20 protein-coding genes are annotated in these 20,134 nt (G+C 56.5%); 7 read left to right on the top strand and 13 right to left on the bottom strand.

Features of this window, described 5'->3' with window-relative positions; all coding sequences use genetic code 11:
- Positions 1 to 40 precede the first annotated feature (40 nt).
- Complete coding sequence (locus tag AO726_RS16745) at positions 41 to 1,033, top strand: response regulator (protein WP_058069250.1); 993 nt, start codon at positions 41 to 43, stop codon at positions 1,031 to 1,033.
- A 3-nt stretch (positions 1,034 to 1,036) separates the two neighbouring features.
- Positions 1,037 to 1,498: a PAS domain-containing protein gene (locus AO726_RS16740; RefSeq protein WP_058069249.1), complete on the top strand. Its 462-nt coding sequence runs from the start codon at positions 1,037 to 1,039 to the stop codon at positions 1,496 to 1,498.
- Positions 1,499 to 1,714: 216 nt separating this feature from the next.
- Here AO726_RS16740 and AO726_RS16735 read toward each other — a convergent pair whose 3' ends face one another.
- Positions 1,715 to 2,125 carry a hypothetical protein gene (locus tag AO726_RS16735; protein WP_058069248.1) on the bottom strand — a complete coding sequence of 137 codons (411 nt, stop codon included), beginning with the start codon at positions 2,123 to 2,125 and terminating at the stop codon, positions 1,715 to 1,717.
- A gap of 129 nt (positions 2,126 to 2,254) precedes the next feature.
- Between AO726_RS16735 and AO726_RS16730 the strand changes: the two genes are divergently transcribed.
- Positions 2,255 to 2,878 (top strand): class I SAM-dependent methyltransferase, encoded by a 624-nt coding sequence (locus AO726_RS16730; protein WP_082629172.1) that lies wholly within the window; start codon positions 2,255 to 2,257, stop codon positions 2,876 to 2,878.
- Positions 2,879 to 2,909: 31 nt separating this feature from the next.
- Here AO726_RS16730 and AO726_RS16725 read toward each other — a convergent pair whose 3' ends face one another.
- The 7 genes from AO726_RS16725 to AO726_RS16695 form a co-directional block, all read right to left on the bottom strand.
- On the bottom strand, positions 2,910 to 3,197 hold the full coding sequence (locus tag AO726_RS16725; protein ID WP_058069433.1) for a hypothetical protein: 288 nt from the start codon (positions 3,195 to 3,197) through the stop codon (positions 2,910 to 2,912).
- On the bottom strand, positions 3,197 to 3,916 hold the full coding sequence (locus AO726_RS16720; protein WP_058069247.1) for a peptidoglycan recognition protein family protein: 720 nt from the start codon (positions 3,914 to 3,916) through the stop codon (positions 3,197 to 3,199). Before AO726_RS16720 ends, AO726_RS16725 begins: the two co-directional genes overlap by 1 nt.
- The gene (locus AO726_RS16715) at positions 3,913 to 4,455 is read right to left on the bottom strand and encodes a PAAR domain-containing protein (protein ID WP_058069246.1); all 543 of its coding nucleotides are present in this window, start codon (positions 4,453 to 4,455) and stop codon (positions 3,913 to 3,915) included. Before AO726_RS16715 ends, AO726_RS16720 begins: the two co-directional genes overlap by 4 nt.
- 141 nt (positions 4,456 to 4,596) lie before the next feature.
- Positions 4,597 to 5,928 carry a DEAD/DEAH box helicase gene (locus AO726_RS16710; RefSeq protein WP_058069245.1) on the bottom strand — a complete coding sequence of 444 codons (1,332 nt, stop codon included), beginning with the start codon at positions 5,926 to 5,928 and terminating at the stop codon, positions 4,597 to 4,599.
- 266 nt (positions 5,929 to 6,194) lie between these two features.
- Positions 6,195 to 7,289, bottom strand: a complete 1,095-nt coding sequence (zapE, locus tag AO726_RS16705) for a cell division protein ZapE (RefSeq protein WP_058069432.1) — start codon at positions 7,287 to 7,289, stop codon at positions 6,195 to 6,197.
- A 208-nt stretch (positions 7,290 to 7,497) separates the two neighbouring features.
- Positions 7,498 to 8,844: a tryptophan--tRNA ligase gene (locus tag AO726_RS16700; protein WP_058069244.1), complete on the bottom strand. Its 1,347-nt coding sequence runs from the start codon at positions 8,842 to 8,844 to the stop codon at positions 7,498 to 7,500.
- Positions 8,845 to 8,894: 50 nt separating this feature from the next.
- Entirely contained in the window at positions 8,895 to 9,524 is a 630-nt protein-coding gene (locus AO726_RS16695) for an alpha/beta hydrolase (RefSeq protein ID WP_058069243.1), read from the bottom strand.
- Positions 9,525 to 9,804: 280 nt separating this feature from the next.
- Here AO726_RS16695 and AO726_RS16690 point away from each other — a divergent pair, with 280 nt between their 5' ends.
- The 3 genes from AO726_RS16690 to AO726_RS16680 all read left to right on the top strand — a co-directional run bounded on the left by AO726_RS16690 (position 9,805) and on the right by AO726_RS16680 (position 12,716).
- Positions 9,805 to 10,254: a YhcB family protein gene (locus AO726_RS16690; protein WP_058069242.1), complete on the top strand. Its 450-nt coding sequence runs from the start codon at positions 9,805 to 9,807 to the stop codon at positions 10,252 to 10,254.
- A gap of 228 nt (positions 10,255 to 10,482) precedes the next feature.
- Positions 10,483 to 11,394: an aromatic amino acid DMT transporter YddG gene (gene yddG, locus AO726_RS16685; protein ID WP_058069241.1), complete on the top strand. Its 912-nt coding sequence runs from the start codon at positions 10,483 to 10,485 to the stop codon at positions 11,392 to 11,394.
- A 68-nt stretch (positions 11,395 to 11,462) separates the two neighbouring features.
- Positions 11,463 to 12,716, top strand: a complete 1,254-nt coding sequence (locus tag AO726_RS16680) for a DUF2254 domain-containing protein (protein WP_058069240.1) — start codon at positions 11,463 to 11,465, stop codon at positions 12,714 to 12,716.
- A 506-nt stretch (positions 12,717 to 13,222) separates the two neighbouring features.
- Here AO726_RS16680 and cysN read toward each other — a convergent pair.
- From cysN to AO726_RS16665, 3 genes are all read right to left on the bottom strand, one after another.
- Positions 13,223 to 15,118, bottom strand: a complete 1,896-nt coding sequence (gene cysN, locus AO726_RS16675) for a sulfate adenylyltransferase subunit CysN (RefSeq protein ID WP_058069239.1) — start codon at positions 15,116 to 15,118, stop codon at positions 13,223 to 13,225.
- Between the two features lies 1 nt (position 15,119).
- Positions 15,120 to 16,037, bottom strand: coding sequence for a sulfate adenylyltransferase subunit CysD (gene cysD, locus AO726_RS16670; protein WP_058069238.1), 918 nt, complete (start codon positions 16,035 to 16,037; stop codon positions 15,120 to 15,122).
- Positions 16,038 to 16,233: 196 nt separating this feature from the next.
- Positions 16,234 to 16,992, bottom strand: coding sequence for a Nif3-like dinuclear metal center hexameric protein (locus tag AO726_RS16665; protein WP_058069237.1), 759 nt, complete (start codon positions 16,990 to 16,992; stop codon positions 16,234 to 16,236).
- Positions 16,993 to 17,101: 109 nt separating this feature from the next.
- On the opposite strand from AO726_RS16665, the gene algW reads away from it, so the two are divergent.
- Positions 17,102 to 18,250, top strand: coding sequence for a Do family serine endopeptidase AlgW (gene algW, locus AO726_RS16660; RefSeq protein WP_058069236.1), 1,149 nt, complete (start codon positions 17,102 to 17,104; stop codon positions 18,248 to 18,250).
- 66 nt (positions 18,251 to 18,316) lie between these two features.
- Here the strand turns inward: algW and AO726_RS16655 are convergent, their stop codons facing one another.
- Positions 18,317 to 19,381, bottom strand: a complete 1,065-nt coding sequence (locus AO726_RS16655) for an alkene reductase (RefSeq protein WP_177330565.1) — start codon at positions 19,379 to 19,381, stop codon at positions 18,317 to 18,319.
- Between the two features lie 120 nt (positions 19,382 to 19,501).
- Positions 19,502 to 20,131 carry a nuclear transport factor 2 family protein gene (locus AO726_RS16650; RefSeq protein WP_058069234.1) on the bottom strand — a complete coding sequence of 210 codons (630 nt, stop codon included), beginning with the start codon at positions 20,129 to 20,131 and terminating at the stop codon, positions 19,502 to 19,504.
- Positions 20,132 to 20,134: the final 3 nt, after the last annotated feature.

Raw genomic sequence — 20,134 nt, 5'->3', positions numbered from 1 at the left:
GCAGAAAGACTTATTCCAACGCGCTAGCAGGTAAATCAACTTGATACCCATCGTGGTCTGCGACGACTCCAACATGGCACGCAAGCAGCTGATCCGGGCTCTGCCAGCGGATTGGCCGGTCAGCATTACCCAAGCTAGCAACGGTCAGGAAGCCTTACAGGCCCTCAGACAAGGGCTTGCCCAGATCATGCTGCTGGACCTGACCATGCCGGTGATGGATGGCTACCAGACCCTCGCTGCCATTCGCGCTGAAGGCCTAAGTTGCAAGGTCATCGTAGTCTCCGGTGATGTGCAGGACGAAGCGGTAAAACGGGTCCAAGAGCTCGGCGCGCTGGCGTTTATCCGCAAACCTGCAGCCCCGGACGAACTACGCAACACCTTGCACAGCCTTGGCCTGCTGACACCCGGTGGCAGCCCCGCCCAACCTGCGCCAGTGGCCGACATCAAGGTCAGCTTCCGCGATGCCCTGCGCGAAGTCAGCAACGTCGCCATGGGCCGCGCTGCAGCACTGCTGGCGAAAACCCTCGGCGTCTTCGTGCAATTGCCGGTGCCGCAGGTGAACATCTTCGAAGTCAGCGAATTGCACATGACCCTCGCTGATGCCATGCGCGGCGAGCGCCTGACCGCCCTGTGTCAGGGCTTTATCGGCGACGGCATTGCCGGTGAAGCGCTGCTGCTGTTCCACGATTCGGAAATCGCCGACATGGCGCGCCTGCTCGACTGGCAGCCGAAAGATGACAACGAAACCAGCGAGATGCTGCTGGACCTCGCCAGTATCCTCATTGGCGCGTGCTTAAGCGGCATCGCCCAGCAAATCGACGTGCGTTTCTCCCAGGGCCATCCGCAACTGTTGGGCCGACATGCTTCTATCGAACGGCTGATCCATCTCAATCAGCGTCGCTGGAAAAAGACCCTGGCGGTGGAGATCAGCTACAGCCTCGAAGCCCACAACATCCACTTCGACCTGCTCCTGCTGTTTACTGAAGACTCAATCAAACGCCTCACCCACAAGATCAACTACCTGATGAGCTAAGCCATGCCCGCCCAGATCGACATCAAAGAAGTGCATTGGCTGCTGGATATCGTCCAGTGCATCGACGTCGGCGTGATCGTCCTCGACCGCCACTATCAGGTGGAAGTGTGGAACAGCTTTATGGAAAACCACTCCGGTATGCAGCCGGACGAGGTGCAGGGTAAATCCCTGTTCAGCCTGTTCCCCGAGATCGACGAAAGCTGGCTGCGGCGCAAAGTGGACACCGTCGTCCAACTCGGCACCCGCGCCTTCAGCCTGTGGGAGCAGCGGCCGTATCTGGTGCACTTCAAAAACTACCAGCCCATCACCGGGCAGGAAGACTTTATGTACCAGAACGTCACCCTCCTGCCTCTGAGCGGCCCGACCGGTGTGGTCGAGCATATTTGTGTGGTGATCTACGACGTGACCGCGACTGCAACGTTGAAGAAGCAGCTAAATAAAGCGGATCAGGACACGACGCCTTAACTTCGCTGGCCCTAGGGTGGATGGACGTAGCCATCCACCAACAAACACCGCGCAATCTTCTGATGGATGAAAACAGCGTCATCCACCTTACCTGCGTCAACGACGCACCCTCCAAACCGTAGGGAGGAACCGCGCAGCGTTTCCGCCGTTGCGGTGGTGGCTATAACGACGTTCCCCCGGATTACGCCTACGGCTAATCCAGGCTACGGGCTGAGTTCAGGCTGACTGGCCGTTCGCAATCTTTTTACGCAGCTCCTGCAACTCAAGCTCCATCTTGGCGTGCTCAATATCGAGGCTTTTCATCTCCAACTTTTTACGCGCCCACTCCTCTCGCTTACTCCAGTAAAGGCTCAACAAAGAGAGAATCGTGGTTAAGGCTGAACCTAGAACGCCGAGGTTAGCTAAGAGCCCCTCCTCCTTCTTCCCCTCTTTGTCGGTGCCACTAACAGTCGACTTATCCATAGAAGTCGTGGCTACGGGAGTATTCGACTCTATCTGCGTGGGGTTCTGTTTTGGTGTCTCAGCAGTTATAGAAGGTTTGACTAAAAAATACACAAGTGCGGCCACAGATAAGCAGACCACTACAACCATGCTCAACCTGAATGTTTTCCCCACAAACCAGTCCATATAAAAGCCCTTCTAATTATTTTTTTGGTGAGACATCTTCACGCCAATAATGGCATAACGACACGAAAGTCCACATATCTTAGGGGACTGATTAAAGCCGCAGATCAATCAGAAAAGGAGTTTCTGCCCATGGGCAACGCGACCAAATACTGGTTCGACCAAGGCGGCCAAGCCTACGCACGCTTCAGACCGGAATACCCTGCCGAACTTGCCAGCTATCTCGCCTCACTGGTGCCTGACACAGCCCTCGCCGTCGATGTTGGCTGTGGTAATGGCCAGCTAACCCGCCTGCTCGCCGACCACTTCGACAACGCCATCGGCCTCGACCCAAGCGCTGATCAGATCAAACACGCAGAACCGCAAGAGCGCCTCAGCTATCAGTGTGCCCCAGCAGAAAACCTGCCTCTGGCGGATCACAGCACCAGCCTGATCACAGCCGCTCAAGCCGCGCATTGGTTTAACCTGCCCACTTTCTACAACGAGGTGCGCCGAGTCGCCGCGCCCAACGCGATTCTCGCGCTAATCAGCTACGGCGTATTGCGTCTGGACGGCGAACTCGGCGAGCGCTTTGCGCAGTTCTATTGGAATGAAATCGGCCCCTATTGGCCCACCGAGCGCAAATTGGTGGATAGCGGCTACGCCACCCTCGACTTTCCCTTCGCCGAACTGACACCGCCCGAGCTTGCCATTCACCGGACCTGGCTAGAAAGGGGACAGATTTATTTACTGGGAAAACTGCCCCCTTACCGTTAGCGGCCAGCGCGCCCGATCGTAAACCTGCGGGCTACTTCTTACTGCACATTACAACATCTGCCTGCGTTTTCAACTCTGTATCAATTCCCAAGCGATATCTGCAGTAATCGATAGTCCACTGACGCTCTTGCTCTGTCAGGTGTTCCAACAGCAAGATATCCCCATCATTGGCATGAATATTTCTAAACTCCACCTGAAAGGTAGGATGTTTCTTGATGAAGAAAACGTTCTTTATTTCTGCATCTTCAGTAGCAGGATAATAACCAATGTACAGCGCTGTTAAAAATGCAGACACGATCAAAAATATAAGCTTTTTCATCATTTCACCGCAGGAGGAGGAATCAGATCCGTCTTTTTTCTAATAACTCTAACTAACTCCATCCCAATATTCCCTGGACATATCTTTCCATCAGCCTTCTGCCCCGGATATTCTTTATGACCACCAAAGTGATTAATAATAAACACACTCTTTAGAGCGGCGACTAGATTTAATACTGCATCTACTTGAGCAGCAGGTATGGCGTTGGTAGTGCTAATTCCGACTTGATCCATAACTACGCGAACCTTAGCGACCAAGTCGCCCCCCTCTTCCGGTGTAGTAAGGTTCTCCAATAACACAATCCCGATTACGCCCGTGTTGAATAAGGAGACATGGGAACCCTTTAAGCGAATATCTCGACCTTCGAATATTTGGCCAGAGCAGTCGATACCATAGTGGTAGCCAACGCCACGAAACCCTTTGTTCATGTGCTCCTGATGAATATCGTACATCTGCTCAGATCCGGAGCCACAGCTTTCACTCCGCCCAGCGTGATGCAATGCAATCATGCTGTAGTCCCAGTCCTCCGCCATTAGTGGCGTCTCTTTAATCGCTCCCCAAGAAGAACGCTCAACAAACGTGGAGCCCAATGACCTCACCGTTCTTATGATCGCCTCGCGTGTAGCCGCTCGGTCATCCACAGCAATCGGGATCGGACACATGGTCTCTCCCGGCTTTATCTCTTGCGCAGTTGCATGGGTTTTAAATGCGTCGGTCATGATTGAATCTCCGACAGCTCATCCAGCATCCGCACAGGCGAGCGGAATTTAACGTGGATTGAGATCTGGGCGTCAGGTGTAGGGCTTTTGATGTGGGCAATGCCCTTGGCATCTGTAGTGCCTTGGACTTGAACGCCATTAACGGTGGCTACGTAGTCCCTGAAAGGCAGAGGCTGGCCAGACTTGTCGGTAATACTGAATGACTGACCATAGGTTTTCTGGAGGGCCAGTGGTGCTGGCGGGGTGAAAGGCGCAGGCATATGCGTATTACCGATGATCACGGTGCCTGAACCGCCAATAATGACGTTGCCGTGACTACCTAATGTGCCAACTACTGTCGCGGGTTTGTTATTGATCAGGACATTGGGTATGACGTTGGTGCTCAGGGCCGAGCCGCACGCTGTCGGGTCGCCTTGGCGAGCGGCGGGCATGCCGTCGAAGAGTACGTCAGGGGAGCCAGCAGCGATTGGGTTTACGCCGTGGCCGGGTAATGGACATGCAGTTGGGTCGCCCAAACGGGCGGCGGGTTTTCCACTCATCCTTAAGCCTCTGTGAAGTTCCATATTCAGGTGCACTGTCGAGCGGCTGAGCCGCTGAGGCACGCACTATAGGCAGCAGACTGTGGCGGCGCTGAGTCACAGTTCGCAATGCACCTAATGCTTCACAACAAAGAGGTTTTCCTACCGCCCGCCCTTCTTCGGCTTCCCCCCAAAACTCGGCACCTTGCGCACGACCTTAACCGCGGGCGCTGCCGGTTCATCGGCTTCCATCCAGCGGCCCAGGCTGCCGCCTTTACCGCCACCGACGACTTTGGGCTTTTTCGGTTTTTTGGGTTTCTTTACCACCTGGCCGCCGGGCAGGGTTTGGGGCACGCGGTGGTCGGGGATAAAGTCGGGCTCTTCGATGCGCTGAATGACCTGTTGGATCAAGGTTTCGATGGCGGACAGCAGTTGCACTTCGTCTGCACAGACCAGCGATACAGCCTGTCCGGTGGTGCCAGCGCGGCCGGTGCGGCCGATGCGGTGGACGTAGTCTTCGGCGACGATGGGCAGGTCGAAGTTGACCACCAGCGGCATGTCGTCGATGTCCAGACCGCGTGCGGCGACGTCGGTGGCGACCAGCACATTAACTTCGCCGTCTTTAAAGCGCTGTAAGGCGCGTTGGCGGGTGGCTTGCGGCTTGTCGCCGTGGATAGAGTCGGCGCTGATGCCGTTGCGTTGCAGTTCGGCTTCCAGCTCGTCCACCCCCTTACGGGTTTTGACGAAGACCAACGCCTGGCTCCAGCGCTTGCTCTGGTAGAGGTGCAGGAACAGTTCGGTCTTGCGCTTTTTATCCACCGGGATAAGCCATTGCTTAACGGTTTTGGCCGTGGTGTTACGCGGGCTGACTTCGATGGACAGCGGATCTTTCAGCATCAGCCGGGCCATGCCGCGAATAGCTTCGGAGAAGGTGGCGGAGAACAGCAAGGTCTGCCGCTTTTTCGGCAGGGTGACGAAGATGTCTTCCAGCTCGCGGGAGAAACCGAGGTCCAGCATGCGGTCGGCTTCGTCCAGCACCAGCGCCTGCACCTGATTGAATTTCACTGCGTTCTGCCGGTACAGGTCGAGCAGACGGCCCGGCGTTGCCACCAATACATCCACGCCTTTACGCAACTTCATCATCTGCGGGTTGATGCTGACGCCACCGTAGACCGCATAGCTGCGCAACGGCAGGTGCTGGCCGTAGGTGAGGAAGCTTTGCAGCACTTGCTCGGCCAGCTCGCGGGTCGGCACCAGCACCAGCGCCCGTACGGAGTTGCTGGCCACTTGCGGGCCTTCCATCATCAGGCGCTGCAGCAGCGGCAAGGCGAAGCCTGCGGTTTTGCCGGTGCCGGTCTGGGCGGCAGCCATGATGTCGCGGCCTTTGAGTACCGGGCCGATTGCCTGCGCCTGTACGGCAGTCGGGGTTTTGTAGTCGAGGCTGTCGAGGGTGCGCAGCAGTGGCTCAATCAGGCCGAGTTCAGCAAAGGTCATAAAGGTAACCGGGACATAAAGGTCGATGGCGCTAAGTTTAACGTGCCGCGAGCGATTCAGCCCAACGGCGTGTATATCCACCAGAAACGACAAAGCCCGGAGACCGGGCTTTGTGCGGGGCGCAATAAAGCCTGTTTGCGATCTCGCGAGCTAGAGCAGAACAAGGAATAAACCGCCGAAGAAGCGCAGTTTACGGGGTGTAAATGAGCATTCTGAGGCTGTTTATGACGCCGTTCTGCCGACGCGCAGCAGATCACAAATAGGCTTTAAGGCTTGTGCGGGCGCGCCAGGAACTCATGCGACTGCATTTCCAGAAGACGGCTCAGGGTGCGCTGGAACTCGAAGTTCAGGCGACCGCCGCTGTACAGGTCTTTCAGCTCCACCTCAGCGGAAATGATGAGTTTGACGTTGCGGTCGTAGAACTCGTCCACTAGGTTGATAAATCGGCGGGCCATGTCGTCTTTGGCCACGCTCATTTGCTCGACGTTGGCGAGGATCACGGCGTGGAACTGCTTGCCCAGTTCGATGTAGTCGTTCTGGCTGCGCGGGCCGTCGCACAGTTCGCGGAATTCGAACCAAGCCACGTCCTGACAGGCGCGCACGGCGTGGATCACGCGATTCTCGATGGTCAGCGCTTCGTTCTCGACAATCTGTGCGCCTTCCGGCAGCAAGCTGCAGAAGCTCTTGCGCAGACTTTCGTCAGCTTCTGCATCCAGCGGGCTGTGGAACAGTTCGGCTTGCTCCAGTGCACGCAGGCGGTAGTCCACGCCGCTGTCGACATTGACGACGATGGTGTGCTGCTTGAGCAGAGCAATGGCTGGCAGGAAGCGCGCACGCTGCAGGCCGTCTTTATACAGACCGTCCGGCACGATGTTGGAAGTGGCCACCAGGCTGACGCCGTTTTTAAACAGCTCTTCCATCAGGGTCGCGAGGATCATCGCGTCGGTAATGTCGGAGACGAAGAATTCGTCGAAGCAGATGACCCGCGCTTCATCGGAGAAGCGTTTAGCGATGATGGTCAGCGGGTTCTTTTCGCCCTTGAGGGTTTTCATTTCCTCGTGGACGCGCTTCATAAAGCGGTGGAAGTGAGTACGCATTTTCCGCTTGAACGGCAGCGCATCAAAGAAGGTGTCCACCAGATAGGTTTTGCCGCGGCCTACCCCACCCCAGAAGTACAGGCCCTTGACCGGCTCGTTGGACTTTTTGCCAAACAGCTTGCCAAGGAATCCGCCGGATTCGTTTTCCTTCGCGACCAGCTCTTCATACAGTCGCTGCAAGTGGCGAACTGCATTCTCTTGAGCGGCATCGTGAAAGAAATCGGGGCGTTTGAGATCAGCCTGATAGCGTTCTAACGGGGTCATCATTTGTTTTGCCGGGCAAAAAAACGGGGGCGCTACTTTAACGACGCCCCCGCTTCTTGGCAAACGGGTGGGCGCAATAACCGACAGAATCGGTGCGATTTGATCGGAGTTTGCAGCTCAAAGGCCGCTGGTGGATGAATAAAGCGTCATCCACCCTACGATTCACGGCCGTAGGGTGGATGGAAGAAGTCATCCACCCGTTCGCAGGTTACTCCTGCGGAGCCAGTGCCTCACGCAGACGTGCGATAGCAGCCTGGCACGCAGAGGCATCGGCAAAGGCCGGGCTATGAGCGACCGCTTCGCCATCCAGCCAAACGGCAAAACCACCGTCCTGCTCGCGTACGTCCAGCGCTTCACCGGACTGCAGGCGCTTGTTCACCTGGCCGGCAGATTTGCCGTCGGCGAAGGATTTGGACAGCAGCAGTTGCTCACCAGCCGCATCCAGCAGACGGAAACGGAAGCTACCATCGTCATCACGGAAGCTGACAAAGCGGGCCGATTTGCTGGCCTTTTTCTTCTCGCTGGTAGCCGCAGTTGCCTGAGTGCGGAACGAGCGCAGGCCAACCGCCTCACGCAGTTCACCGAGGAACGGCGTGGCGATTTTGCGGGCTTTGGCAGCGCCAGCCAGCAGGATATCTTCCAGATCGGCCGGTTTGCTGATCAGCGCGTTGTAACGCTCGCGGGCTTCGCTCAGTTCACCATCCAACAGCTCAAACAAACGCTGTTTGGCCTCCCCCCAGGCCAGACCGTCCAACAGTTCAGCGCGGAAAGCACCCTGCTGCTCAGCGCTGGAGAACGCCTGATACAGGGTAAACAAGTGCGAATTGTCCGGGTCTTTCGGCTCGCCCGGCAGTTTGGAGTCGGTGACGATACGGGCAATCGCGTTTTTCAACTCTTTGGCGGTACCAAACAGCGGGATGGTGTTGTCGTAGCTTTTGCTCATTTTGCGGCCATCGAGGCCCGGCAAGGTGGCTACGTCTTCTTCGATCACCGCTTCCGGCAGGACAAACAGCTCCTTGCCATTGCCGAACAGGTGGTTGAAGCGCTGGCCGATGTCGCGGGCCATTTCCACGTGCTGAATCTGGTCACGCCCGACCGGAACTTTGTGTGCGTTGAACATCAGGATGTCTGCCGCCATCAGCACTGGGTAGCTAAACAGGCCCATGGTCACGCCTGCATCCGGGTCTTCGCCCTGCTCGACGTTTTTATCCACAGAGGCTTTGTAGGCATGGGCGCGGTTAAGCAGGCCTTTACCGGCCACGCAGGTCAGTAACCAGCACAGCTCCGGAATTTCCGGGATGTCGGACTGGCGGTAGAACGTCGCCTTGTTCACATCCAGCCCCAGCGCCAGCCAGGTGGCAGCAATTTCCAGGCGGGAGCGCTGAATGCGCGCCGGGTCATCGCACTTGATCAGGGCGTGGTAGTCCGCCAGAAAGTAGAACGAGTCAGCATCAGCAGCGCGGCTGGCGACGATGGCTGGGCGGATGGCACCGGCGTAGTTGCCCAGGTGCGGCGTACCGGTGGTGGTAATGCCGGTCAGGATACGAGTGGTCATGGTCACACTTGCTTATTCTGAGCGGGCTGCCGGTTAGGCAGCGGCGCTGTTTATAGACGCGGAAGCAGCAGATCTTTCAGATCAGTCAACTTGCCATGAAAAAAGTGTCCGCATTCTGCCACTTTCAGCAGCTCATGGGCACGCCCCAAACCTGCTGACCAGTCATAGACCGCTTGTGGCTCAATCACCTCATCAACCTCGGGCTGAATAATAGTAAGCGGGCATTGCGATGCTGGAGGTGTTTCTGCAGTGAGGCGATGGACAGCCGGTGCGACCATAAACAGATTGTTCAACTGTACGCCCTGCGCTTCCAGACGTGCGCCCAGAGCCGCCGCGACGAAGCCCCCGAATGAGAAGCCAAGCAGGGTCAGCGGCAGGTTCGGGTACTTTTCCAACAGCCACTTGGCCACTGCTTCAGCATCATCCACCTCGCCGGTGCCCATATCATGGCTGCCTTCGCTGGCACCGACGCCGCGGTAATTGAAGCGCAACGTGGCCAGGCCACAATCGCGGGCAGAACGCTGCAACGTCGAGACAACCTTGTTGAGCATGGTGCCGCCCTGAACCGGGTTGGGATGGCAGATCAGCGCAACGCCACGGGCGTCAGCCGTATCCAGCCAAAGCGCTTCCAGTTGACCGCAAGGGCCGTCAAGGGTGATAGGGTTTTCACGAATCAACAACGGGGAACTCCGTGACCCGCTTCGGGGTCGGCACGTCTAGGTTCTTTACGAAAAGCCTGCGAGTAATACTCAGGCAAGGCAGAAGCGATGAGTAGGCACAGTTTACGAACGGTAAGCGGCCAATGCGAATCGGTTTTCAATGCGACATGAAAATGCGTGGACACTTTTCGTACAGAACCGAACAATCTGCCTGTCCATACACACGCGCTAATGCTTTGCAGTGTACAGAGCAGGTACAAGCCGCTAAGTTTAAGTAAAGCCGTTTAGAGAGGAAGGACTCGTGGAACAGACCCTCACCGCCTGGTTGCTACCCGTCGTAACTTTGGTTGCAGGTATTGCCATTGGCTTGCTCATTGCCCGCTTGGTGCCAAGTGCTGCTCCCGGCCGCACACAGCGTCAAATGGACGAAATGCAGGAGCGCTTTGATGCCTACCAGAGCGAAGTGGTCAGCCACTTCAATACCACTGCCAGCCTGGTCAAAAAACTCACTCAGAGCTATCAGGACGTGCAGGAGCACCTGTCTGATGGCGCTAACCGTCTGGCATTGGATGAAATCACCCGTCAACGCCTGCTCGCCGCTCTGCACAGCGATGAAGGCCCTGAAAAGCGCGAGCGTCTGACACCGCCGAAGAACTACGAAGCGCCGAAAGATTACGCGCCTAAAACCGCTGATGTACCCGGTATGCTGGACGAAACCTATGGCCTGAAAAAGCCACAGGCTCCGCTTTAAGCCTTACCGCTCATCTGGTTCAAAGCCCTGCCAGTGCAGGGCTTTTTTATTATTGCCCAGCAGGAAGCAGGTCTCACCTCACAGACACTGGATGTCTCAGGTTACCCCCGCCCGCAACTCCCTTTCCCTCTTCACGTAACGCAGTCGAGTCTGCGTTCTAAGGTTTTTTGTGATTGTGCTCATCATGTTCTGCCGCATACAGCCAGTAGGCCAATTCAGGCTTCCGACATGAGCCCGAATCTGACACGCCTCGGTCTGGACAAAGCCACCCTTATAGGCATGAGCGCCATCCTGATGTGGAGCTCCTCCATCGGGGTTTACCGCAACATTGCGGAAATTTTCGGCCCGGTGGGCGGCGCAGCGCTGACATTTACAGTGAGTGGCCTAGCCGCTGTGATCTACGCTGGACGCTCCGCGCTGCGGGGCCACTCGGTGAACTACCTGCTGCTGGGTGGATTCTTTTTTGTGGCCTATGAAGTCTGCCTGTCACTCGCCTTGGGTTTTGCCGACAACCGCAGCCAATCCATCGAGTTGGGGCTAATCAACTACCTGTGGCCCTGTCTGACGATTGTTCTGGCAGTGCTGTTGGGGGATCAGCGCGCCAATTTTGTGATTGTGCCGGGGGTGCTGCTGAGCCTGCTGGGTATTTTTTGGGTGACATCGGGGGGCGAATCGGTAGGGCTACAGCCGTTACTGGCGAATATTGGCAAAAACCCGGTTGCCTACGCCCTGGCGCTGGCGGCCGCCATCACCTGGCCGATCTACACGCTGGCAACGCGCCGTATGGCCAATGGACGCAATGCAGTGCCGCTGTTCCTGCTAGGCACCGCTGCCGTGCTGTGGATAAAGTTTTTCATGACCGAGCAACCACCGCTGCATTTCGAACTAGAGGGCGCGCTGTTAGTCGGTGGGTTTGGGGTGATTACCACCCTCGCCTATTCCGCGTGGAACCACGGCGTCATGCACGGCAACCTGACACTACTGGCCAGCGCCTCGTACTTCACCCCGGTGCTGTCCGTGCTGTTGTCCAGCCTGCTATTTCAGGTCATGCCATTGGCCAGCTTCTGGATAGGCGCCCTGATGGTAACGGGCGGCTCGTTGATGTGCTGGTGGGCAGTTCGCGCCAGTTCAAAATCTTGAAACAGGTTCGTCCGGCAGAGTAACCCCAGACAACTATCCTTCCTTGGAACCCCATTCAAGGAATAGATATGTCGCGTTGGCGTTGGGCTGCGGCCAAGATCAGTAAACAACTCTGGGCCCGAGCAACCTTCATAGGTCTGCTGGGCATCACCACCGCGATTCTTGCGGCCGTCGTGGAGCGCTTTATTCCATGGGAGCTGCCTACAACCATTGGCGCGGATGCTGTGGACAACATCCTCGGCATCATTGCTTCCAGCATGCTGGCTGTCACTACGTTCAGCCTGAGTGTGATGATTTCTGCTTACGGCTCGGCCACCAGCAACGTCACCCCCAGAGCCACAAAACTGCTGATTGAAGACAGCGTCAGCCAAACCGTACTGTCGACGTTTATTGGCTCATTTCTGTTCAGCATTGTCGGCATTATCGTGCTTAAGACAGGCATGTACGGCGAACGTGGGCGCTTCATCCTGTTTATTGTCACCATTGCAGTCATTGCACTGATCGTCGTTTCTCTGTTGCGCTGGATCGACCACCTCACCCGCTTGGGTCGGGTAGGTGAAACCACCCAACGGGTTGAAGATGCCACCCTTAATGCATTGCGAGCTTGGCGCGAGCAGCCCTATCTGGGAGGCAGCCCTATGCTGGTCGATGAGTCTTTCGATAGGGCCGTCGATATTCCTGCTGACGGCATCGGCTACGTTCAGTTTATCGACATGAATGCGTTGTCGAAGATTGCCGAACGCCTGCAAGGGGCGATCTACATTCACTCAGTACCCGGTGCATTTGTGTTCCCCCAGACCCGACTTGCGCAGTTTCTGCCAGATGAGGCTGGCGATCTCAACGTCGAAGAGCTGCAAGAAGAAATTCGCTATACCTTTGCTCTGGCCAGAGAGCGCAGCTTTGAGCAGGACCCACGCTTTGGCCTGGCGGTGATGAGCGAGATCGGCTCGCGGGCGTTGTCCTCAGCCATTAACGACCCAGGCACCGTCATTGACGTAATCGGCCGTATGGCCCGACTGCTGTGTGGCTGGTCACGGGGTTATGAAGAAAGCGAGCCACTCTACCCCCGCGTGCACGTTCCGCCGTTGTGCAATGAAGATATTTTTGACGACGCCTTTGCTTTGATCGCACGGGATGGCGCAGCGTTGGTCGAGGTGCAAATCCGCCTGCAAAAAACGCTTAAGGCATTAAGCACAATGGGCGACGAAACCTTCAGAGCAGCAGCCAAGCATCAAGCCGAACTCGCACTGGCCAGAGCCGAAGCAGCACTGACGCTGGAAGCGGACAAACAGCGTGTGCGTGAAATCGCAGGCTTAAGCTGATGCTTAAAGGCGAGGGACTTACGCCGAGTTCTGAACAGCGATAACAACCCCACTCCCACTGGTAATACTGTTTCTTTTGAAATTGCTGAAACTCATAAAGCGTGAGAACAACACTTGTGCCCACTCAGGAGGGTGACCAGGATTTTCGTGCAGGGGGTTGAGCGGCATGGATGCCGCGAAAGTCGCGATGGGCCATGGATGGCCCTTCGCGACGCACCTCCGGAACGATAATTCTGGGCACGAACCCTCAGCGAAGCGGAGGGCCGGATGACAGGGCAGCGGTTGGCTACTTTCTCCAAGAAGAAAGTAGCTCGCCCGAGAAGGGCGAAACCCTCCACAAAGTCGACATCGAAAACCCAGTAACGCCACTACCAGTCTTGAGTCAGTTTGTATGAACTATTTGGTAACCGAAACAAAAATGCCGTAGACCACGGTAGGTCTACGGCATTTCTTTAATACAACAGCATCTCGCTACTTGAGCGGGGCTTTTGCATTACCAGCGGTAATCAGATTGCACCGCGCTCACGCAGCAGCGCCAACACCTGCTTAACGCCCTCATCAACCGATACCGATTGAGTGTCGATCACCAGATCGGCATTCAGCGGCACATCGTACGGGAAGGATTCACCCGGAATGTTGTCGCCACCAGCGGCATACAGGCCCTGCGGATCACGCTCGGCGCAAACCTGCGGGGATGCCTGCACATACACAGTGATCAGACGATCATTGCCGATCAGGGTTTTCGCCTGTTCACGACCTTCCGCATCTGGTGCCACAAAGGCGGCCAGAGTGATGATGCCTGCTTCGTTGAACTGACGCGCCACATGGGCGGCGCGACGCCAGTTCTCGGTGCGACCAGCGCGATCTTGCGGCAGGCCTTTGTTCAGGTCGTGGCGCAGATTCTGGCCATCCAGCACGTATACAGCACGACCAGCATCGAACAGTTTGCGTTCAACCGCATAAGCCAAGGTGCTCTTACCTGCACCGGAAAGACCGCTGAACAACACAGTAGCCGGTTTCTGGCCAAAGCGGTTAGCGCGCTCTTCGGTAGACACGTGGGCGGCCTTGCCATGCTGGCTGCCACCTTGCGCTTGTGGCGCAGCGATGATCATGCCCGCACCTACGGTGCCGTTGGTCAAACGGTCGATAACGATAAACGAGCCGGTGGTGCGGTTTTGCTCGTAACCGTCCAACGCAATCGGCGCATCCAGTGCGATACGCACTTTGCCGATTTCGTTCAGTTGCAGGCTGCTGGCAGCGCCCTTCTCCAGGGTGTTCACGTCCACGCGGTGTTCAATCGAACCCACGGAACCCGGCACATAGCTGGTGGCGCGTTTGAAGTCGTATTTTTTGCCCGGCAGCATCGGCTCTTCCGACATCCACACCAGCATCGCTTCAAAGTTATCAGCGATCTGCGGACGGTTGTCAGCATGCACCAGCATGTCACCACGGGAGACGTCGATCTCATCTTCCAGGGTGATGGTGATAGCTTGGCCCGGACCGGCCTGCTCCAGCTCACCTTCATAGGTGACGATTGATTTGACCTTGCTGCCCTTGCCGGATGGCAGGGTTACAACTTCGTCGCCCTTACGCACGATACCGCTGGCCAGGGTGCCGGCGAAGCCACGGAAGTTCAGGTTCGGACGGTTAACGTACTGCACCGGGAAACGCATGTCAGTGAAGTTACGGTCGCCTGAAACCTCAACGGTTTCCAGAATTTCCATCAGCGACTGGCCATCGTACCAAGGCGAGCGTTCGCTCTTGTTCACGACGTTGTCGCCCTTCAGGGCAGACATTGGCACGAAGTACAGGGAAGTCGGCTTGAGCGAGATACCTTCGGCGAACTTCAGGTAATCGGCTTTGATCTGCTCGAAAACGCCCTGGTCAAAGTCTTTGAGGTCCATCTTGTTGACGGCCACAACGATGTGTTTGATCCCCAGCAGGCTGGCGATAAAGCTGTGGCGTTTGGTCTGAGTCTGCACGCCGTAACGGGCGTCGATCAGGATAATTGCCAAGTCACAGGTGGACGCACCAGTGGCCATGTTGCGGGTGTACTGCTCATGGCCGGGGGTGTCGGCGATGATGAATTTGCGCTTAGCGGTGCTGAAATAGCGGTACGCCACGTCGATGGTGATGCCCTGCTCGCGCTCGGCTTGCAGACCATCCACCAGCAGTGCCAAGTCGATATCGTCACCGGTGGTACCGACTTTTTTCGAGTCGCGGCTGATGGCTTCCAGATGGTCCTCATAGATCATCTTGGAGTCGTGCAGCAGGCGGCCAATCAGGGTGCTCTTGCCGTCATCGACGTTGCCGCAAGTGAGGAAACGCAGCAGTTCTTTACGCTCGTGTTGAGCCAGGTAAGCGAGGATGTCTTCGCTGATCAGTTCGGATTGGTGCGACATATTAGAAATACCCCTGACGTTTTTTCTCTTCCATGGAACCAGCCCCATCGTGGTCGATGACGCGGCCCTGGCGCTCGGAAGTCTTGGTCAGGAGCATTTCCTGAATGATTTCCGGCAAGGTGGCGGCGGTGGATTCCACTGCGCCTGTCAGCGGGTAGCAACCGAGTGTACGGAAGCGCACCATTTTCTTCTGAATACGGGATTTCTCTTCGTCGCTGAGGTGCTCGAGGATACGGTCGTCGTCGATCATCACCAGCGTGCCGTTGCGCTCAATCACTTCACGCTCAGCAGCGAAGTACAGCGGCACAATCGGAATTTGCTCAAGGTAGATATATTGCCAGATGTCCAGCTCGGTCCAGTTGGACAGCGGGAAGACGCGAATGGACTCGCCCTTCTTGACCTTACCGTTGTAGATATTCCACAGTTCCGGGCGCTGGTTTTTTGGGTCCCAGCGGTGGTTGCTGTCACGGAAAGAGTACACGCGCTCTTTGGCACGGGACTTTTCTTCGTCACGGCGTGCGCCACCAAAGGCGGCATCGAAGCCGTACTTGTTCAGCGCCTGTTTCAGCCCCTCGGTCTTCATGATGTCAGTGTGTTTTGCACTGCCATGGGTGAAGGGGTTGATGTTCTGAGCGATACCGTCCGGGTTGACGTGGGTAATCAGGTCCAGGCCCATCTCCGCCACCATCTTGTCACGGAAGGCGTACATCTCCTGAAACTTCCAGCGGGTATCGACGTGCATCACCGGGAACGGCAGCTTGCCTGGGAAAAAGGCTTTGCGCGCCAGATGCAGCATCACGGCGGAGTCTTTGCCGATGGAGTACAGCATTACCGGGTTGTCGAATTCGGCGGCCACTTCACGAATGATGTGGATACTCTCCGCCTCCAGCTGTTTCAGATGGGTCAATTTGTCGAGCATGGCTACTCACGGATTACGGTATTTTTCGGGGGCCGGCGGGCCGTGGACGAGCGCGCACTCTAGCACAGCGCCTACTTCTAATCAGGAGCGCACTTAGAACGAAACCATATATGCATATAGCCGTACAGCTGCGCTCAGCCGATTAAAAACAGCCAACCCAACACCCTGCCAGGTTGGCTCCTATCGATGGCAGCGATCAGATCGGATTAGGGCAATCAATAAAAATGTGCTCGATCGCAAAGCGCCGGGACAGGTAATCCCCCAGTGCCTGAACTCCGTAGCGCTCAGTGGCGTGATGGCCTGCCGCAATGAAGCTGATGCCGTTTTCACGGGCGCTGTGGAACGTCTGTTCAGAAGCCTCTCCGCTGAGATACAGATCAACGCCCGCTGCAATCGCCTGATCGATATAACCCTGACCGCCTCCGGTGCACCAGCCCACACGGCGGATCATGTCGGAGCCCTCTACCAGCAGCGGCTCGCGCCCGAGCACTTCACCCACATGACGGGCAAATGCCTGGGCTGACATGGCTTCGGCCAGTGAACCTATCAGGCCTACCGTGCGCGGGTTATCCGGTTCCAACGGGCCTTCGACGGTAATTCCCAGGCGCGCCGCAAGCTGAACGTTATTCCCCACATCAGGGTGCACATCCAGTGGCAAGTGGTAAGCCAGCAGGCTGACATCATTGCTCAGCAGCGCTTTCAGGCGACGCTGTTTCATCCCGGTCACGCAAGGGTTTTCACCCTTCCAGAAGTAGCCATGATGCACCAACAGCACATCCGCTTCGGCTTCAATGGCCGCTTCGACCAACTCCAGGCTAGCGGTCACACCACTGACAATTCGAGAAACCTGAGGCCGTCCTTCGATCTGCAAACCATTGGGGCAGTAATCACTGATGCGCGATACATTCAGATAACGGTTGGCTTCTTCAACCAGAGCTGTGAGCGAAATAGCCATATAAATTCCTTATACAAAAATTACGAAACACGTCTTTCTTAGTGTTCGCCTCTATAATGGCCAACCTTAAAGGGGGGGATGTGCCCCCGCAACCTTCAGGACTGAATCCATGCTTAAGGCCCTGCGCTTTTTAGGCTGGCCCCTTCTGGTCGGCGTGCTGCTTGCACTGCTGATCATGGCTTATTTTCCAAAATGGGTCGGACTACCCGAGAAAACTGCTCATATCACCATGGGTCCGTTTTATGGACGCATGCAACAAGGCCCGGTTTCATATACCGATGCGGTCAAGCTGGCCTCGCCTGCTGTAGCCAACCTGTACAGCACCAAAGTGGTGAGCAGGCCTATTCACCCGCTGTTTGAGGACCCCGAGTTCCGCAGCTTCTTCGGTGACAACCTGCCCCAACAGCGACGCATGGAGTCCAGCCTGGGGTCGGCAGTGATCATGAGTCCGGAAGGCTACCTGTTAACTAATAATCACGTGGTTGCTGGTTCCGAGCATTTGGTTGTGGCGCTCAAAGACGGCCGTGAAACCGTAGCCCGTATCATCGGCACCGACCCGGAAACTGATCTTGCGGTGTTGAAGATTGATCTGCCAAACATTCCAGCCATCACCATGGGCCGCTCTGACAAGATCAACATTGGTGATGTAACGCTGGCCATCGGTAACCCATTTGGGGTCGGTCAGACCGTGACCATGGGCATTATCAGTGCCACTGGGCGCAACCAGTTGGGCCTGAATACCTACGAAGACTTCATCCAGACCGATGCCGCGATCAACCCTGGCAACTCCGGTGGCGCACTGGTAGACGCCTACGGCAACTTGGTGGGCATCAATACCGCCATTTTCTCCAAGTCCGGCGGATCACAGGGCATTGGTTTCGCTATCCCGGCCAAGCTGGCTCTGGAGGTGATGCAGGCCATCATCGAACACGGCAAGGTCATCCGCGGTTGGCTGGGGATTGAAGTACAGCCCATGACGCCTGAGCTGGCAGAGTCGTTCGGACTTGATGGCCGCCCAGGCATCGTGGTTGCCGGTGTGTACCGCAACGGACCAGCACAGCGTGCAGGTTTGCAACCCGGAGATTTGATCCTAAAGATTGATGGTGCGGAGACTAATGATGGGCGCAGCGCCATGAACCAAGTCGCCCGAACCAGACCCGGACAAACCATCCAAATCACCATCCTGCGTGCAGGCAAAACCTTGAAACTGAACGCCGAAGTTGGGATTCGGCCAGCGGTAGAAGCCAAGCAAAACTAAGCACCAGAGCACTCCATCCGCCACAAACGGGACAGTGAATGCCCGTTTGTGGCCCTACACGGCAAGTCAGACTGCCCATGCGGGGTAATCGGTATAGCCTTCTGCCCCAGCGGTATACAGCGTCTTACGGTTAAGCGTGGCCAGCGGTCGTGCGTTACGCAAACGCTCAACCAGATCCGGATTGGCAACATAATGGCGCCCAAACGAAACGGCCTGACCATGTCCGTTGTCCAGTGAACGTTCAGCTGATTCCCCATCAAACCCATCATTGATGATCAGTTGTACGGTGCTGTGTTCTTCCACTAGCGCGAAGGCATCCAAACCTGTCACGGGTGAGCGCATGATGTGCAGGTAAGCAAGTGGTAAATCGGCAACCGCCTGCATCAGGGCAACGGCCGTGGCAACAGGGTCCTCATCAACGATGTCGTTGTAGGGATTGCCCGGGCACATGCGATAACCCACCCGCCCGGCACCAATGCTGTCGGCCATGGCGGCCAACACTTCTGCCGGGAAACGCACCCGATTTGCAACGCTGCCACCGTACTGATCGGTGCGCTGATTACTCCCGCTGGCCATAAACTGCATCGGCAAATAACCACTGGTGCAATGCAGTTCAACCCCATCAAAGCCTGCTTCCCGCGCCAGAATGGCTGCGCGGCGGTAGTCTTCCACCACTGCCTGCACTTCTTCTGTGGTCAAGGCATGGGGCTCGTCGGTATCCACCATTCCGGCGGCATCGCTGTAGAGCTGTACGTTGGCTCGTATGGCCGATGGAGCCACGGTGCGTGCCCCCTCAGGCTTGTTATAACGGCTGGCGGCACGTCCAACGTGCATCAGCTGAAGTACGATCAGGCCACCCTCTGCGTGCACGGCATCGGTGACTTTACGCCAGGCGCTAACCTGTAGTTCGTTAAAAATTCCGGGGGTGCGACAGTACCCTAAGCCATCGGCAGAAGGTGCAGTGCCTTCTGCAATTATCAGCCCTGCACTGGCACGCTGGCGGTAATACTCAACCATCAACTCAGTTGGCACAGCATTCTCGTCGGCCCGACTACGCGTCATAGGAGCCATAACAATACGGTTGGCTAGATTCAGCTCACCCAATTTAAGTGGTTGGAACAGTAAGTTCACAGATGCAATTCCTCATACGAGCAGCCATACGCGAAGGTGGCTCTCTCAGCTCAGCATTAAAAAGCCCTCCCACCTGCGACCAGGCACACTCAGGTAGAAGGGCAAAGGTTGAGCAGCTAGTTAACGCACACGAATCTTTGGATCACCCGCACCACGGCGCATGGTGGTGAGGAACTGCTCTAGCGGAGCAGGTTGGGCAATCTCTGGCAGCTCATCTTTGTTCGGGCGACTGGCCCAGAAGGCATCCCATGACGGGAACAGCTCATGGAAGCTGCCTGAATAGGGCTCACGGCCCGGCCAACGCATTTTCAGGCCGCCAATCGGCGGCTTGTTCAGGTCAGTGGCGTACCAGTAGCACGGCAAGCGACGGCGGAAGCACCAGCGCCCGTCGATGCGCTCGTAGTCATCCCAGTAGAGCATCTGCATGATGACCCACTCGGGGCCGGTCTCATGCTCGTTCTTGGAATAGACCACCCCTGTTGCGTGATCCGGGTCTTTGAACTCAATGATGTGCTGACCAAGGTGGTGCGATGTGCCATGAAACTGCAAGCGCATGGTGTCATCCAGCCAAGCCTTGAGATGCGCCCGTCCGACTTTATCTCGGCCGACACGCACATCCGGGGCGAAGCAATTAGCCATGGCGTCCAGATCACGCATATCCAACGACAATGCATATTTGCCCGCGAGCTGACGAATTTCGTCGAGCGACTCCAGGCGATCTATGCGTGCAAGCAAATCCTGATTCTCCATCGG

Source organism: Pseudomonas sp. TTU2014-080ASC (assembly GCF_001446935.1).
GTDB lineage: Bacteria > Pseudomonadota > Gammaproteobacteria > Pseudomonadales > Pseudomonadaceae > Aquipseudomonas.
This window is presented reverse-complemented; position numbering and strand designations above follow the sequence as displayed.

What these genes read in the sequence shown, in the direction of transcription:
- cysN (WP_058069239.1), bottom strand. Translation starts at nt 15,118, where the DNA reads ATGTCGCACCAATCCGAACTGATCAGCGAAGACATCCTCGCTTACCTG.
- AO726_RS16665 (WP_058069237.1), bottom strand. Translation starts at nt 16,992, where the DNA reads ATGGCTATTTCGCTCACAGCTCTGGTTGAAGAAGCCAACCGTTATCTG.
- AO726_RS16680 (WP_058069240.1), top strand. Translation starts at nt 11,463, where the DNA reads ATGTCGCGTTGGCGTTGGGCTGCGGCCAAGATCAGTAAACAACTCTGG.
- zapE (WP_058069432.1), bottom strand. Translation starts at nt 7,289, where the DNA reads ATGACCCCGTTAGAACGCTATCAGGCTGATCTCAAACGCCCCGATTTC.
- AO726_RS16710 (WP_058069245.1), bottom strand. Translation starts at nt 5,928, where the DNA reads ATGACCTTTGCTGAACTCGGCCTGATTGAGCCACTGCTGCGCACCCTC.
- AO726_RS16715 (WP_058069246.1), bottom strand. Translation starts at nt 4,455, where the DNA reads ATGAGTGGAAAACCCGCCGCCCGTTTGGGCGACCCAACTGCATGTCCA.
- cysD (WP_058069238.1), bottom strand. Translation starts at nt 16,037, where the DNA reads ATGCTCGACAAATTGACCCATCTGAAACAGCTGGAGGCGGAGAGTATC.
- yddG (WP_058069241.1), top strand. Translation starts at nt 10,483, where the DNA reads ATGAGCCCGAATCTGACACGCCTCGGTCTGGACAAAGCCACCCTTATA.
- AO726_RS16730 (WP_082629172.1), top strand. Translation starts at nt 2,255, where the DNA reads ATGGGCAACGCGACCAAATACTGGTTCGACCAAGGCGGCCAAGCCTAC.
- AO726_RS16740 (WP_058069249.1), top strand. Translation starts at nt 1,037, where the DNA reads ATGCCCGCCCAGATCGACATCAAAGAAGTGCATTGGCTGCTGGATATC.
- AO726_RS16735 (WP_058069248.1), bottom strand. Translation starts at nt 2,125, where the DNA reads ATGGACTGGTTTGTGGGGAAAACATTCAGGTTGAGCATGGTTGTAGTG.
- AO726_RS16700 (WP_058069244.1), bottom strand. Translation starts at nt 8,844, where the DNA reads ATGACCACTCGTATCCTGACCGGCATTACCACCACCGGTACGCCGCAC.
- algW (WP_058069236.1), top strand. Translation starts at nt 17,102, where the DNA reads ATGCTTAAGGCCCTGCGCTTTTTAGGCTGGCCCCTTCTGGTCGGCGTG.
- AO726_RS16720 (WP_058069247.1), bottom strand. Translation starts at nt 3,916, where the DNA reads ATGACCGACGCATTTAAAACCCATGCAACTGCGCAAGAGATAAAGCCG.
- AO726_RS16650 (WP_058069234.1), bottom strand. Translation starts at nt 20,131, where the DNA reads ATGGAGAATCAGGATTTGCTTGCACGCATAGATCGCCTGGAGTCGCTC.
- AO726_RS16725 (WP_058069433.1), bottom strand. Translation starts at nt 3,197, where the DNA reads ATGAAAAAGCTTATATTTTTGATCGTGTCTGCATTTTTAACAGCGCTG.